The sequence below is a fragment of the Acinetobacter sp. YH12135 genome (assembly GCF_013418565.1).
Classification (GTDB): domain Bacteria; phylum Pseudomonadota; class Gammaproteobacteria; order Pseudomonadales; family Moraxellaceae; genus Acinetobacter; species Acinetobacter towneri.
In genome coordinates this window covers 1-15,243 of record NZ_VPBU01000023.1, presented here as the reverse complement: position 1 = coordinate 15,243, position 15,243 = coordinate 1, and the positions used below count along the sequence as shown (strand labels likewise).

General features: G+C 40.4%; 13 protein-coding genes and 1 rRNA gene. 1 reads left to right on the top strand and 13 read right to left on the bottom strand.

Annotated elements, in window-relative coordinates:
* Positions 1-15: 15 nt before the first annotated feature.
* The 5 genes from filE to FTU70_RS11925 form a co-directional block, all read right to left on the bottom strand.
* Complete coding sequence (gene filE, locus FTU70_RS11945) at positions 16-1,368, bottom strand: putative pilus assembly protein FilE (RefSeq protein ID WP_180060641.1); 1,353 nt, start codon at positions 1,366-1,368, stop codon at positions 16-18.
* Positions 1,362-3,026, bottom strand: coding sequence for an OmpP1/FadL family transporter (locus tag FTU70_RS11940; RefSeq protein WP_070154334.1), 1,665 nt, complete (start codon positions 3,024-3,026; stop codon positions 1,362-1,364). The genes filE and FTU70_RS11940 overlap by 7 nt, the downstream gene beginning before the upstream one ends.
* A 12-nt stretch (positions 3,027-3,038) precedes the next feature.
* Positions 3,039-4,169, bottom strand: coding sequence for a hypothetical protein (locus tag FTU70_RS11935; RefSeq protein ID WP_180060640.1), 1,131 nt, complete (start codon positions 4,167-4,169; stop codon positions 3,039-3,041).
* 46 nt (positions 4,170-4,215) lie between these two features.
* Positions 4,216-5,049: a C39 family peptidase gene (locus FTU70_RS11930; RefSeq protein ID WP_180060639.1), complete on the bottom strand. Its 834-nt coding sequence runs from the start codon at positions 5,047-5,049 to the stop codon at positions 4,216-4,218.
* 192 nt (positions 5,050-5,241) lie between these two features.
* Entirely contained in the window at positions 5,242-6,261 is a 1,020-nt protein-coding gene (locus FTU70_RS11925) for a DUF6160 family protein (RefSeq protein WP_180052204.1), read from the bottom strand.
* Positions 6,262-6,516: 255 nt separating this feature from the next.
* On the opposite strand from FTU70_RS11925, the gene pabB reads away from it, so the two are divergent.
* Positions 6,517-7,857: an aminodeoxychorismate synthase component I gene (gene pabB, locus FTU70_RS11920; RefSeq protein WP_180060638.1), complete on the top strand. Its 1,341-nt coding sequence runs from the start codon at positions 6,517-6,519 to the stop codon at positions 7,855-7,857.
* Between the two features lie 66 nt (positions 7,858-7,923).
* On the opposite strand, the gene hisC is transcribed toward pabB, so the two are convergent.
* From hisC to rrf, 8 genes are all read right to left on the bottom strand, one after another.
* Complete coding sequence (gene hisC / locus FTU70_RS11915) at positions 7,924-9,012, bottom strand: histidinol-phosphate transaminase (RefSeq protein WP_180060637.1); 1,089 nt, start codon at positions 9,010-9,012, stop codon at positions 7,924-7,926.
* A 135-nt stretch (positions 9,013-9,147) separates the two neighbouring features.
* Positions 9,148-10,452 carry a histidinol dehydrogenase gene (gene hisD, locus FTU70_RS11910; RefSeq protein WP_162495523.1) on the bottom strand — a complete coding sequence of 435 codons (1,305 nt, stop codon included), beginning with the start codon at positions 10,450-10,452 and terminating at the stop codon, positions 9,148-9,150.
* Positions 10,453-10,638: 186 nt separating this feature from the next.
* On the bottom strand, positions 10,639-11,343 hold the full coding sequence (gene hisG, locus FTU70_RS11905) for an ATP phosphoribosyltransferase (protein WP_167846233.1): 705 nt from the start codon (positions 11,341-11,343) through the stop codon (positions 10,639-10,641).
* Complete coding sequence (gene murA / locus FTU70_RS11900) at positions 11,343-12,599, bottom strand: UDP-N-acetylglucosamine 1-carboxyvinyltransferase (protein WP_004975199.1); 1,257 nt, start codon at positions 12,597-12,599, stop codon at positions 11,343-11,345. Before murA ends, hisG begins: the two co-directional genes overlap by 1 nt.
* A gap of 7 nt (positions 12,600-12,606) precedes the next feature.
* Positions 12,607-12,858: a BolA family iron metabolism protein IbaG gene (gene ibaG / locus FTU70_RS11895; RefSeq protein WP_004975198.1), complete on the bottom strand. Its 252-nt coding sequence runs from the start codon at positions 12,856-12,858 to the stop codon at positions 12,607-12,609.
* A gap of 138 nt (positions 12,859-12,996) precedes the next feature.
* A complete protein-coding gene (gene hpf / locus FTU70_RS11890; RefSeq protein WP_004975196.1) occupies positions 12,997-13,329 on the bottom strand; it encodes a ribosome hibernation-promoting factor, HPF/YfiA family in 333 nt (110 codons plus the stop codon).
* Positions 13,330-13,495: 166 nt separating this feature from the next.
* The gene (locus FTU70_RS11885) at positions 13,496-14,950 is read right to left on the bottom strand and encodes an RNA polymerase factor sigma-54 (RefSeq protein WP_154320393.1); all 1,455 of its coding nucleotides are present in this window, start codon (positions 14,948-14,950) and stop codon (positions 13,496-13,498) included.
* A 207-nt stretch (positions 14,951-15,157) separates the two neighbouring features.
* A 5S ribosomal RNA gene (gene rrf / locus FTU70_RS11880) occupies positions 15,158-15,243 on the bottom strand; the annotation flags it as partial.

Genomic DNA, 15,243 nt, shown 5'->3' with positions numbered 1-15,243 from the left:
ATTCTCTTATTGTTGTTAGCGTATCGCAATAAGTTTTAATTGCCCTTGGTTACTGAGCGCGCGATGTTCCATATCCACTGCAGAAGCCAATGGCGTTAATAATACATAGTGGCTATTTTCTGGAAGTTGCAGCATACCTTCAATCACCTCATGTCGTAAGACATTGCCTGCAGTATCCTGATTTCTAAAACCACCAGCCCCTTCAATCACACAGCCTTTTTGATCCAGAAAAATCACAAAAGGCCAATAAAAGGTAGGTTGATTTTGCTTTGTGGCATAAGATTTAATTTGAATGTTTTGGATGTTGCCTTCTAACTTCACCAACTCATAATCAAATTTTTCAGTTAAGGGTGCTCTAGGCCACAAATTTAAATCTTGTTGTGCTTTTAAGGTTTTAGCTTTATTTTTTTTGCTTTCAGCAAAACATTGCTGCCCCAAACCCTCAATTGCTTCAGCTTGATTAACACGATAATAGTCTGCAGCCAAAACAATAGTTAGAGGCTTAGCAACCGATTGCTTTTTAAATAATTTATTGAGAACGGATTGACTTACACCACGTTCACGTTCGACCACTTGCATGCGAGCACCACCGCCATTTTTTGTGTCAATCATGCCTTCTGGCATACTGTAAAAGCGTTTTTTTCCTTCTAAATTAAACTCCTGATCTTCTAAATACTCACTTTTAACATATTGTTCACCCGCCATCTCTATAAAACCCATTTGTTGGGCGGATGCATTCGATGCTTGATCTGGTGTTTTTTTAGAGACAGTCACTGTGGATGGATCAATCGTAAATGGCTGAGGAAGCTGTTGTAAATCCTCTAGTACAGATGGTTTTACCGCGACTTTGTTGATCGCTGCTTCTTTTGCCAATCCTGTTTGATGAACAGATTCCGCACTGGAAATATCTTGCTGCACTGCATTTGGCTCAGTGTGTGATGCACGCAATGATGAGTTCTCTTTGCTTTGACTAGCCTGATTTTGTGACATAGCGGATTGTTCTGAGATATTCGGCTTAGACAAATTCAGTTGCTTGCTCGCCTGAACAGAAATATTTTTAGATACCTGAACGGATGTTTGAGCAGTTATCTGCTGTACTTGATGCACCTTGTCTTGCTTAAACTGGTCTTGTTGTTGGTTTTCTTGTAGTTGCTTTTGTTGGACTTGCTTTTGCTGTTGTGCGGTTTCCAACGCCTGTATCGTTTGCTTTTTTTCTGCAGCATTACGCTGCACCACAATTGGACGACCATCTGGTCCAATAATGGTGTAAAACTGATTCGCGTAACACACCGATCCCATACTGAAAATCAGTGTGAGTATCGACTTTGAAAATAAAGTCCGTTTTATTTTCCGTACTGAACTTACCATCGTGTTCTATAACTCAATCCAAGAATTGTAATTTTTGTATCCGTTTTCACATTCAAACCCGCATAAGGGTTTAACAGCAGGTTATTCACACCTTCCTTATTGGCTAAGCTACTGGTATTGGCTGGAATTTTATCCTTACTTTGTAAAAAGCCGATGGATAAATCAAGGTCTGTATCTGCATCAAAACGATATCCCACACCCAGACCGAATAAACGTGCATTATTAATTGGTACCATAGTGTTACGTTTATTGTCAGGAATCGCACTACCACGTGGTTCATAACCCGCACGCAGTTTTAAACGGTCTGTGGCTGAATATTCGATGCCAACACCCCAGTTCCACGGTGACTTAAACTCTAATGGCAAAGCTAAACTGTCATCAGACACATGCTCCGAAAGCAATTTTGCAATTTTTAATGCCGAGATTTGACGGTCAAACTCGAATTTGAATTTATCCCATGCTTTATAGTCAGTCCAGCCCACATCAAAATTGACTTGTAAATCAGGCATGACTTTATATTTTATCCCCGCTTGAAAGTGCGCAGGATATTCAAAATCCATAGAAACCAAACCAGACTCACTGGCTGGAATATAACTTGGGAAACCTAAAATTGCCGCTAAAATCTGACCTGTTGGTGAAGACATCAAACCATTAATTAACTCACGTGGTGCTTTCGAGTTATCAATATGATATTTGCCCTTTAAGCGCATTTTAGCTGCACTCTGATACACCATACCAAAGCTAAAATCTTCTGTCGGTTCCCACAAAATACCCAAGTTATAACTCGGGCTTAAACTTTGCTCAACCGCCAGTTGCATTTGCCCAAAACGGGAAAATGGATTCATGCCTTCTTCGGCATTACAAATCCCGAGCAACAAAATATCGGTGATGATATTGGCGTTTTCTTTAAATGGCGTACAGACCACTTCATCCACCATACGTAACATCCCGATCAGTTCATTCGGGAAGCGTAAATCGGTATTCATGGCGATGGCTTGGTAAGACATCCCTATTGACGCACCGACTGACAATTCATCATTGACTTGATAGGCGATAGATGGAGAAAGATAGGTGATACGTTCTAAGGCAACCTGTTGTCCCATAAAGTTACCAGGGTTACCATTTTCGGCACCAAAGCCCGCAATCAACGGCGCATATAATGCGGTGGCAAAGGTCACTTTGGAACCTGGTGGATTATAGGCAATACCGTTGGTTGGCGCTGCCAGTGGCATGCCTTTACCCAAATCGACAAATTTTTTCAGAATCGGGACATACAGCGTTGGATATTCTACATCGGCTTGTACTGTACCTTTAAAATCGGTACAAAAATCGGCCAAAATTTCTGGTCCATCGTTACACACCACAGGGTCATCAGAATAACCAAATACGTCATAACCTGCTGGAACGGAAAGCTCACGCTGTACATCAAAATGTGCCAACACCCCTTGCACATCTGTTTGCAAACCTTCAATCTTGGTCAGTGCAGCAGGGTTAAAGTGAATCGCACTAATACCAGGAGGATCTGCAGTGACCGCATTCCCCATAGTCAAAGAACGAATATCGACAGATAAGTTTTGTCCAAGCTGCGCAAAAGCAGCCCCTGAACAGCCCGACAGTATAATTGCAGTCACTAACGGGCGAAGTCGTATCATTTTCATGCGACTAGCCTCTTAGCGAATTTTTTTACCGAAACCGAGAATATCCAGTGGGAATGACAAACCAAGTGATACGTCTGGCGCGTCTTCGGTCAGACCGATTCCTACCGTACCATTCACAATGGTTTCAGGTGAAACGCGAACGCCTAATGAAATAGCCAAAGTCGAACTGGTCTGGTCTGCAGGTGAATAGCTTTCACCCGTATGATAAGTAAACTCCGAACCTGTATTAAAGCTTTGCTGATAGGACATGGTCATCGACACATCGTAGTTAAACGAATAAGCAAAACCAAAAGCAAAACCACCACTAATACCTGGCTCAAACTCTTCAATAATACGGCTACCGCGAATTTGATTGAGACCGCTTTCTTTAAAACCATAGTTGGCTGAAGCAGAAGCAAACAATACAACTGGGTCAATATACTTACGCGTACTTGCACCGATGCCTGCAGAGTAGTAACCCTTACCTGTTGATAAATCTTTAACAGGATTAATCTCGTAAGGACTATCCCCCGTTTTGGTCGATAAATTTGCGAATAAAATTAAAGGTAAACGCCCCACTTTTAATGGGAATGGCTCCCAACGTGCACCTAAAGAAATATCCCCCAAGCCTGCTGCCGTGGCATCTTTTAACAAGTCTGACTTTGCAACCAATGGTACAGAAGCAGATAAAGTTAAATTGTCACGCAAACCATATTGTGCGGTGAAGGTGTTAGTTAATGCGTGGGACGCATTTTCTTGCACACGAAGCTGATACAACTGACCTTGAGCCATTTCAAGGTCGAGCTGCGTATCACGATGATAGGTATAATCAATATCATAATAAGATGAAATTTCACCTTGTCTCATAAGGGAATATTGACGCTCATTCGAGGTAAACACTTCCTCTAAATTCGCCTCTTTGGTTGCGTCGCCCTCTTGCTGTTGCAAAGCAGATGATGCTGCTTGTGCACCATTTGCAGCGACAACCGCACTATTTGTTTCAGCACTTGTATCTGCAGTTGATGCTGCTGTATCTGATACTTCTGCCTGTTCAGTTGTGGTTTCATATTCCCCTAATTGCGGCTCCTCTGCGGCATAAGCCACCCCAAATACCATTTGAATACTGAGAGCCAATAAGGTTTTATTCATCCATTTACGATCCATGATTTACCCCTTCCATTTTTTATTTTTGTATTTCGTGAACAACTGATTATTTGTTTTTGTAGTAGAGTCTTAAAAAACGATGCTCGTACTGTCCGTAATTTTCAGAATCTTTATTTACATTACGCTCTAGACGTATTGTCGATGCTTTATCGGCTATTTTTTCCATCGCAAATTGTGGATATTGAATATCAACAAAGGCATAACGATTCACTGTTGCGTCTTCCACATGACGCAAGTCTTTTTCTTGTAATGCCAACATAGTTTGACGATTTTGCGGTGCGACATTAATTAGAAATAAGGTGTTATTCTCCCAAACTTCTTTAAAGCGTTCTTCATCGAAACTGATATTGCCTAATGCAGGGTCTGCCACATAGACACGTCCATTTTTATATGCCTTATACACCACAAAATGTTTAAAACCTGCATAAGAAATTGGTACGATTGCAGGCTGCCCTTGCTTGACTAAATCTTCAAATTCACCACGATACCCCCCACTCTCTAGCCCTAAAGCAGCAACAAAGCGCTTCATATCTAACAATGAAAAACTACGACGCTCGATAATTCGCTCATACTCTCCATAACGAAGTAAACCACTCATGGTCTGTTGTTCGTTCAGTTGTGTGCCAACATAACCATTGAGCAAAGTCGTTAACGCTGCAGAACCACAGCTATAGTCATAGGCTTGGCGCACAATTCCGCGAAATTGATCTTCTAAAGCAGGTTTAATTTGCACAGGCTCTCTGTGCATACGGGTAAAGGAATTATTTCTAGAATCCAAAGTTTCTGTGTAACGCACAGTTTCAGGATGCTGTTCTTTTAAATCAAAGGCTTGTGTGGCAGCGTAATAGATCAATGCCGAGCCCAAAGCGATCTCTAACATATATTTTTACTTTTTAGTTCTCGGCAATACCTGCCTAATATTTTTATTTTAGAGTTTTCACTCTACTTCCTTGTATTTAGAAAGATACTCGTTTTATAGAAAAAAAAAAGAGCTTTCTTTATTTTTTTGCGAACTCATCAGTTTATTTGTAAAAAAAAGCGCGTGAATTCACGCGCTTTTTCAGTTTTTAAATTAGTGACCAGAAATGGTGATTTTTGCACCTTGTGTATAACCAGCAGGTTGCAATGTATTACCACCGTAATAAGTTTGTAAGCCTTGAACTTCCATATCACCAATAGAAGCAGCAGTCTTACTGCCTAAACGGATACCTTGTACATAATTATCTTTTGCACCACCATGGCTAATGATTTGAATATAGCCATTGTTTGCACCTTCCTTACCTATCACACTAATATCTTGCTTTAAGGTTAAGTCCGTAGAATTAGCATCTGCAAACTTAATGCTTTCAATAAAGATTTGACCTGCTGCACGATTACCTTTAGTACCATCACCAGTACCTTGCTTAGTTGAGTTGTCCAAAATACCTAAGTTTGCGATTTCTAAACCACCCACCATTTTGGTATTTAATTTAATCATTGCACCTTGTGGCGCTGCACCCAATTGAATATTGGCATCCATTTTACCTGTTTTTAACGTTAAGCCAGATAAAATTGCATTATAGTTGTTATCATCATTACCACGACGAATGCTCGTAGCACCAGCTACTGGCTTAGCATTCGATGCAGAGACACCAATTTCACCAATATTAATTTCAAGCCCAGCTACTTGAGCAGCTACATTAATAAATGCACCACCATTAGCAGTCTCACCAGCATCTGTATCAATGACTAAATCTGCTAAATTATGAGAAGCCAATAAATATTTTGTTGGATTTGTCACATCAGACATATTGGCTTCAATAACCACACCGTGATTCGCTGTTTTTCCTTCGCCATTGCCCTTAATTACGATAGCACCTGCCTTTGAAGTACCACCGAAACCTAAGTCTCCAGCAGCACCTTTTGCAGCCAAACCATCATTATCATGGATTAAAAGTTTTTCGATTTCGATTTTAGAAATACCAATCCCGATGCTTAAACCATCTTGACCAGTAGTTGCGCTTAATGCAGTATCGTCCATTGCCTGCATTGCCATTGCATTTGTCGTTAACGCAATTGATGATACCAAAGCAAGTTTAGTAAATTTTTTCATCTTGTTACTCTCCCGAGAGTATTATTTTTTTGGTTTTACCACTCAGTGCTAGTAATTGTTTTTTTATTTGATGAGGACAACACTAACACACATTCCTTGAGTAGTCGGTTTGCACATACAAAGGTATATCTGAGTTATTTTTTGTTCAACTGCTGTTTGTCGCAATCCACATCTTACCGACAAACGGTTATTTGCTTTTTATCTGCTGCAATCATGTAAAATAGCCTTTTAAAATCTCTCAGCTGTTTACGCTTTATGTCCTATCCTACTCATTTTAAAAAATTATTATGTGAACCTGAATATGAGGCTGCAAGAATTTTGCAAGCTTTGGCAGCACTTTCACATTGTATTTATTTGCAAAATAATGGAAAGGCACGTATTGCTTTTTTGGCTGAACGCTATTGTGTGCAGCAAAACCATCAACATTTTTACTTTCAAAAAACGGCATTGGATCAATATGAATTAAGTCCAACTCAATTAGATTTAACAGCTCATCTCGGTGCTTTAGAAGATGCTGACACCGCCCCATTTTGCAGTGTAATGGGGTTTGTTTCGTATGATGCAGCAGCACAGCAACACATCAATATGCAGTCTCGTCCCCAGCCAAGTATTTTTTTAGGTCAATTTAAAAGCTATTTACAGCAAGAAACTGATGGCTGGTATTTTTATAGTTCAGACGATGCTGCTACTCAAATCTTTGATTTTATTTTAAATTTATATACTCAATCAACCATAATTGAACAGTTCCAATTAAGCCAAAAGTGTCAAGCACGCTGGAATTTCACAGATTACCAACGCGCCTTTCAACATGTTCAAGACTATATAGTGGCAGGAGATTGTTATCAAATTAATCTTACGCAAGAGTTTAGCGCTGAGGCTCAAGGTCAACTTTTAGAGACTGCAGCTCAGTTTTGGCAACTGACCAATGCACCTTATGCAGGTTATTTACGTATTGGTGATTTTGAAATTTTAAGTTGTTCGCCCGAACTCTTTATCGATTTTGAGGAAAATCGAAAAATTACCACAAAACCCATTAAGGGCACGATGCCACGCTATGATGATCCTGAATTAGACCGACAATCGAAACAACAATTAAGTGAATCTAAAAAAGATCAGGCTGAAAATGTGATGATTGTGGATTTATTACGTAATGATTTAAGTGTTTATGCCGAAACTGGCAGCGTCAAAACGCCAAAGTTATTCAATATTGAGTCTTTTAACCAAGTGCATCACATGGTCAGTGAAGTGACCGCAACACTAAAAGCCGAGATGAATCCTTTTGATGTGTTGATGTCTGCCTTGCCAGGTGGGTCAATTACAGGCGCACCGAAAATTCGTGCCATGCAAATTATAGATGAACTCGAAGGTGCAGCACGTGGCGCCTATTGCGGCTCTATGGGTTATTTTGATGCCGATGGAACGGGTTCTTGGAATATCCTGATCCGTTCTATTCAGAAATATCAGCAAGATGTTTCATTATGGGCTGGTGGTGGCGTCACGATTGCATCTGTTTGTGAAGCAGAATATCAAGAATGTTTTGACAAGGTTTCAGCGATGTTGGACTTATTGAACCGCTGGTACAAACCTGCGCAATAGCATGTCGCAAAAACAAAAAAAGCGAGTGAATTCAATGCTTCACCCGCCTCTACGATATTTTAACAATTAAGCCAAAATATCGTATTTTAAAGTATCTACTAAGCGTTGATTTTGATCATCTGTACCAATAGTAATGCGCAAATATTGATTGATGCGTGGTTTATTAAAATAACGCACAATAATACCGCGTTCACGTAATGCTGCAGCTAATTCACCCGCATCCTGTTGAGGATGTGATGCAAAAATAAAGTTGGCGTGTGATGGCAATATCTTAAAGCCCAAGCTCGTTAAATCCGTCACCAATTTCTCACGGCTTGCAATAACTTTTTGGCATTGTGCTTCAAAATACGCCTGATCTTGAAAAGATGCCACCGCTGCTGCAATCGCAAAACGATCCATTGGATAGGAGTTAAAACTATTTTTCACGGCTTCCAGTGCGGCAATTAAATGCGGTTGCGCAATCGCAAAACCAACACGTAAACCTGCCAAAGAACGTGATTTAGATGTGGTTTGACACACCACAAGATTATCGTACTTTTCTACCAATTTTACTGCAGACTCTGCACCAAAATCGACATAAGCCTCATCAATCACCACCACTGAATTTGGATTGGCCTGTAAAATTTCTTCAATCGCACTTAAACCCAAAGCAATACTGGTCGGTGCATTCGGATTGGCGATGATGATGCCGCCATTGGCTTGCTTATAATCATCAACCACAATTTCAAAATCATCATTTAAAGGCAAAATTTTAGTTTTTACCCCAAAAAATTGACTATATACAGGGTAAAAACTATAGGTGATATCCGGATACAGTAATGGCTGTTCCTGAACAAAAAAAGCCTTAAAAATATGTGCAAGGACTTCATCTGAACCATTGCCAACAAAGACATTTCCAACAGCTACATTTTGCTGTTTCGCAATGGCTTGCTTAAGCTCAGACGCATCTGGATCTGGATATAAACGCAGTGCATCTGCCGAGTTTTCTAAAACCTTTTGCACCGCTTCCAGCACTTTAGGCGAAGGTGGATACGGGTTTTCATTGGTATTCAATTTTAATAAATTTTGAATTTTTGGCTGCTCACCCGGTACATAAGGCTCTAGCTCACGTACCTCAGGGCTCCAAAAACGCATTTGTTCTGCTGTGATATTCATTTTGTATTCTCTTTAAACCCTCTCCTAACCTCTCCCAAAGGGAGAGGAATTTTCATTACTAAAGACACAAAATTTGTGTGGTTTAAATTCCCCTCTCTTTATTAGGAGAGGGTCAGGGAGAGGTTGTAATGCTATTTATGATTGATAACGATAACGTGCTGATCGTGCATGCGCATCCAGATTTTCCTGCTTCGCTAAAATATCAGCGGTTTTCGCCAAACTTTTCACGCCCTCAGCTGAACACATAATCAGACTTGAGCGTTTTTGGAAATCGTAAACACCCAATGGCGATGAAAAACGTGCTGTACCCGACGTTGGTAATACGTGGTTTGGCCCTGCACAATAATCACCAATAGCTTCTGGTGTATAGCGCCCCATAAAGATCGCACCCGCATGACGAATTTCTTCTGCCATCACTTGTGGATCATCCATACACAACTCCAAGTGTTCGGGCGCAACTTGGTTGATCAATTCAATCGCCTCTTGACGATCTTTGACTAAGATCAATGCACCACGATTTGCAATAGAAGTGCGGGCAATTTCAGCTTTAGGCAAATTCGCCAAGTGCTGTTCAATCGCTTGTTCAACCTGATTCAGCAATTGCGCATCTGGTGTAATAAAGATAGATTGTGCAACCGTGTCGTGCTCGGCTTGGGAAAGTAAATCCATCGCCAACCATTCAGGATTATTTTCACCTTCGGCATAAACCAAAATTTCGGATGGCCCAGCAATCATATCAATGCCAACCTGACCAAATACAGCACGTTTTGCAGCCGCCACAAAGCGGTTACCTGGCCCCGTAATTTTATCTACCGATGGGATGGTTTCTGTACCATAAGCCAATGCAGCAACAGCTTGCGCTCCGCCAATGGTAAATACACGAGTCACCCCTGCTAAATATGCAGCCGCCAAAACCAATGGATTGAGTTCACCATTCGGTGCAGGTACCACCATAATAATTTCAGGTACACCAGCAACATGCGCAGGCACGGCATTCATGAGCACAGAAGATGGATAAGATGCCAAACCACCCGGTACATAAATACCAACGCGATCTAATGGCGTGACTTTTTGCCCAAGTGTATTGCCCAAAGCATCAACATAAGTCCAGCCATCCTGCTTTTGCGCTTGGTGAAATTCACGAATACGTACAGCAGCCAATTCCAAAGCTTCACGAACTTCGTTATCTAAAGCATCAAATGCGGCTTTCAGTTGTTCCTGACTTAACTCAAGTTCTGAAAATTGATGCGCTGGATGTCGATCGAACTGTTGAGTGAGTTTAAGAACCTGAGCATCACCGTGCTGACGCACATCAGCAATAATTTGATCTACAGTTTTTAAAAGTTCAGGATCACTGACAGTTTCAAAAGCCAACAAGTCTGCAAAGGCTTGTTTAAAGCTTTGATCTTGAGTCGATAAACGTCGCATCAATTTACCCACAAGGTTTGATAGAAAAGTTTAGTTTACCTTGTTTCTAGGGCTTTGTGGGAATCTATACATGGCGAAAGCAGTATGTTTTGATGGAAATTCACGTTCAAAATCATTCAAGAACAGAATCATGGGTGGACATAAAAAAACCGTCATTAAATGACGGTTTTTTGAGAAAGCAGGATGATGGATGCAAAGTTAAGCAGATTGTTTTGCCAACTCGCGTTCTACCACTGCTTTTTCAAGTTGTGCCAAAATTGGATTGAGCAAATCTTGCTTGCGCTTAAAACTGGCTTTATTGACAATTAAACGTGAAGATACTTTACAGATTTCTTCTAGCGGCTCTAAACCGTTGGCACGTAAAGTATTACCTGTATCAACCACATCGACTATGTAATCACCCAAACCGACCAATGGTGCTAATTCCATTGAGCCATAGAGTTTAATGACATCAACCTGCTCGCCTAAGCTGGCATAGTATTGACGGGTCAAATTCACATATTTAGTGGCAATTTTTAAACGACCTTTGGGACGCTGCATACCAACTTTGCCCGCAGTCATCAATTTACAATTGGCAATTTTCAGATCCAGCGGCTCATATACATTTTGAGCGCCATGCTCCATCAGCACGTCTTTACCCGCAACCCCAATATCTGCTGCACCATTTTCAACATAAGTTGGTACATCAGAAGCACGTAAAATTAAAATACGCACTTGTTTATGTGTGGTTGGAAAAATCAACTTACGTGATTTATCTGGATCTTCCAGTAAATTAATTCCCGCAGTTTCCAATAAAGGCAAAGTTTCTTTTAAAATTCGCCCCTTACTTAATGCCAAAGTTAAACCATGATCAAAATTGCCCATGACGTCAAAATTTGGATCATCGTTTCTCATGTCATTCATCAATTTACTCGCTTAATTTGGGCGCCTAAACCTTGTAACTTTTGTTCTACATTTTCATAACCGCGATCAATATGATAAATACGGTCAATCAATGTTTCGCCTTCTGCCGCCAATGCTGCTAACACCAACGAGAATGAGGCACGTAAATCGGTTGCCATAACAGGTGCAGCAGAAAGTTTTTCTACTCCTGTCACCACCGCATCATTGCCTTCTACCTGAATATTGGCACCCATACGTGACAACTCAGGGACATGCATAAAACGGTTTTCAAAAATAGTTTCCGAAATGGTAGCAAAACCGCGTCCAATCGCATTCACCGCCATTAACTGTGCTTGCATGTCTGTTGGAAATTCAGGATGTGGTAAAGTTCTGAAACTCACGGCTTTAGGGCGCTTGCCCATCATGTCCAGTTCAATCCAGTCATCGCCACGTGTGACTTCCGCACCCATTTCTTCAAACTTATCTAACACAGATTCTAGCAAGGCAGGATCGGTATGTGTGGTTCTGATTTTACCGCCCGTAATTGCAGCCGCAGCCAAATAAGAACCTGTTTCGATACGGTCAGCAACTACTGAATACTCACAACCATGCAAGTGTTCAACACCTGTAACCACTAAAGTATCGGTGTCTAAACCTTCAATTTTAGCGCCCATTTTGATGAGCATTTGCGCAAGGTCGGTAATTTCAGGTTCACGTGCAGCATTACGAATAGTGGTAACACCATCTGCCAATACCGCAGCCATGAGAATGTTTTCTGTTCCGCCAACAGTGACCATATCAAAGACCACTTCGCCACCTTTAAGGCGACCATTAACTTTGGCATTCACATAGCCATTTTCAACTTCAATTTCTGCGCCTAACGCTTCGAGTGCTTTAAGATGTTGATCGACAGGACGTGAACCAATTGCACAACCACCTGGCAAAGATACTTTTGCACTACCATAGCGCGCGACCAATGGGCCAAGCACCAAAATAGAAGCACGCATGGTTTTTACCAATTCATAAGGTGCAAATTGGTTGTCCAACGTTGATGTATCAGCAATGACTGTATCGCCTTCATAAGACATTTTAATGCCCAAGCCTGCGATCAACTTCACCAAGGTATTTACATCTTTTAAATTTGGAACATTTTTCAATGTAATTGGCGTTTCTGCAAGAATCATTGCAGCAAGAAGTGGCAAGGCTGCATTTTTTGCACCAGAAATACGCACTTCACCTTCGAGCTTATTACCGCCCTGAATTAAAAATTTATCCATTAAATTATTAAGCTCCAAATAAGCTTGCTTTACGCCATTCTTCTTGTGTCATTGCACGAATTGTAACCGCATGAACTTCACCGCTGGCAATATAGCTATTCAATGGTGCATACACTGCTTGTTGACGAGCAACAGGACGCTTACCTTCAAACTGATTATCTACAATACGAAGATCAAACTTGCCGCCTTGCCCACTTACAGCAACTTCAGCCTCTGGAAAAGCAGCTTTTAAAATTTCAGTGAGCTGTTCACTATTCATCACAAAGACCTCTTATAGGACCAACGGTGTAAAAACCTGTCATTTTACTATAAATAGAAAAAATAATTCATTAATCCTATACATTATCGCAATAAAAAAAGAGGTTTATCCAAAACCTCTTTTTAAATCACATTTTAACTAGATGGCTAAAGGCTGATAATCCAACTGCATCTTCCGATGTTTCTCTAACTGACGTTTTAATTTTTCTGTCATCATCTTAATTGAAGTATACATATCATCTGCACTAGCCTGCGCAAAAAGCTCCGTTCCAGGTAAACGAATAATCGCTTCTGCAATATGATTGGCGCTACCTTTTTTAGAATGTTTATCGATTTGATGATCTTTACTTAATTTCACCTGCATACTATTGACCTGATCCAGATGTTTGGTCATTTGTGCAAATTTAAGTCGAATATTTTCTTCAATTGCAGGGGTGATAGCTAAGTGATGTCCACGAATTGTTATTTGCATAATTCTATCCCTCACCTTCATTAGGATTAGGAAGGCATAGTTCACATGATTGATTGCCAAATAACAGATCACTGTAGCGGTCACTTTAAATCATGTCTAACTATTCCTTCAAAAAAGATTCATTATTTGGTCATAATGAATCCTTAGAATAGACCGATTTTAAAAATTAGATCAAGACTTTTCGTTCAGAAGATGACGGAATATTTAATGACTCACGATATTTCGCAACTGTTCGGCGTGCTACATCAATTCCCTCTTCCTTAAGAAGGTTTGCAATTGTGTTGTCTGACAAAGGTTTACGTGGATTTTCCTCTGCAATTAATTTTTTTATCTTGGCGCGAATCGCAGTTGAGGATGCTTCTCCACCTGAACTTGTTCCAACATGACTTGAAAAGAAATATTTCAATTCAAATAAACCACGTGGAGTTAACATATATTTATTGGTGGTCACCCGTGAAACTGTAGATTCATGCAACTCCACCTCATCGGCAACATCACGCAAAATCAACGGTTTCATTCCTTCAGCACCAATTTCTAAAAATTCACGTTGATGTTGCACAATGCAGGTTGCGACTTTTAATAAAGTTTTATGACGCTCATCGACACTTTTAATAAAGTTTTTTGCATCCAACATTTGATTGCGCAAATATTGATTGTCTTCGCTTTGATCTGCGCGTTTAATCATATTGGCATAAAATGAATTGATTCTAAGCTTCGGTACAACATCAGGATTCAGCTGCACCTGCCAATGGTCCTGCTTTTTACTGACCACTACATCTGGAATTTGATAATCTGACTCCTGATCTTCAAATGCTGTACCAGGATGCGCTTTCAAGGTTTTTAATAAAGCCACTGCATGCTGTAGCTGATCTGCGCTTAAACCCGTTTGCTTAATTAACTTGGCTAAATCATTCGAAATTAATAACTCATAATGCTGCAAGAGTTGCAGTGCTTCCTGCCGATAAGGCACATCTGTAGCCAAACTTTCAAGCTGAATAGATAAACATTCCGCCAAATTACGCGAACCAATACCAATCGGCTCTAAACGCTGAATATGTTTCAAAACGACCAAAACTTCATCGTCTTCAACTTCATCTTCGTATTCCATGGAGATCAATAAATGTTGCACAGATGTAGTGATTTCAGATATTTCACAATCCAAGAAACCATTGTCATCCAAAGCATCGACAATACAGTAGGCAATGAGCTGCTCGACTTGAGAAAAATGCAACAGATTGATTTGTTGCATCATGTGCTCTTTTAAACCTAAATGTCCCTGACGATTATCCTCGCGCTCTTCATATTCCGCTGCTCCCAAACTCGTGGGTAAATGAGTGTACACATCATCCCAGTCTGTATCGACAGGCAAGTCATTTGGTAGATGATCTGCATTTAATTCTTTAGTCAAATCCTTTTGATCATGCTCTTGCTCTTCTAAGGTGGATAAACTTTCGACACTACTTTGTTCTTCGACTTTTTCTAATAAGGGATTACTGTCCAACTGAATTTGAACTTCTTGTTCAAGTTCCAAGCTCGAAAGTTGAAGCAAACGAATGGCTTGTTGTAACTGCGGTGTCAGTGACAAGGAGTTTGCAACTTTTAATCCAACCGATAACTTCATTTTCACCCACTCTTTTAAATTTATGTTTTTCAACAACTTAATATATAAGTTTTTGATAAGCAATTTCTATGCCGTTTTATTAGGTATAGCACAGATTTATCAAAAGACATAAAGATTTTAATCAGAAGTTCTGTTCAGATTTCTTTCTACTTTTCTTTCCTACATAAAAAAACACCCCCAACGCTAGTTGAGGGTGTTTGAATAATGAGCTGGCGATGACTTACTCTCACATGGGTAACCCCACACTACCATCAGCGCGAAGAGGTTTCACTTCTGAGTTCGGGAAGGGATCA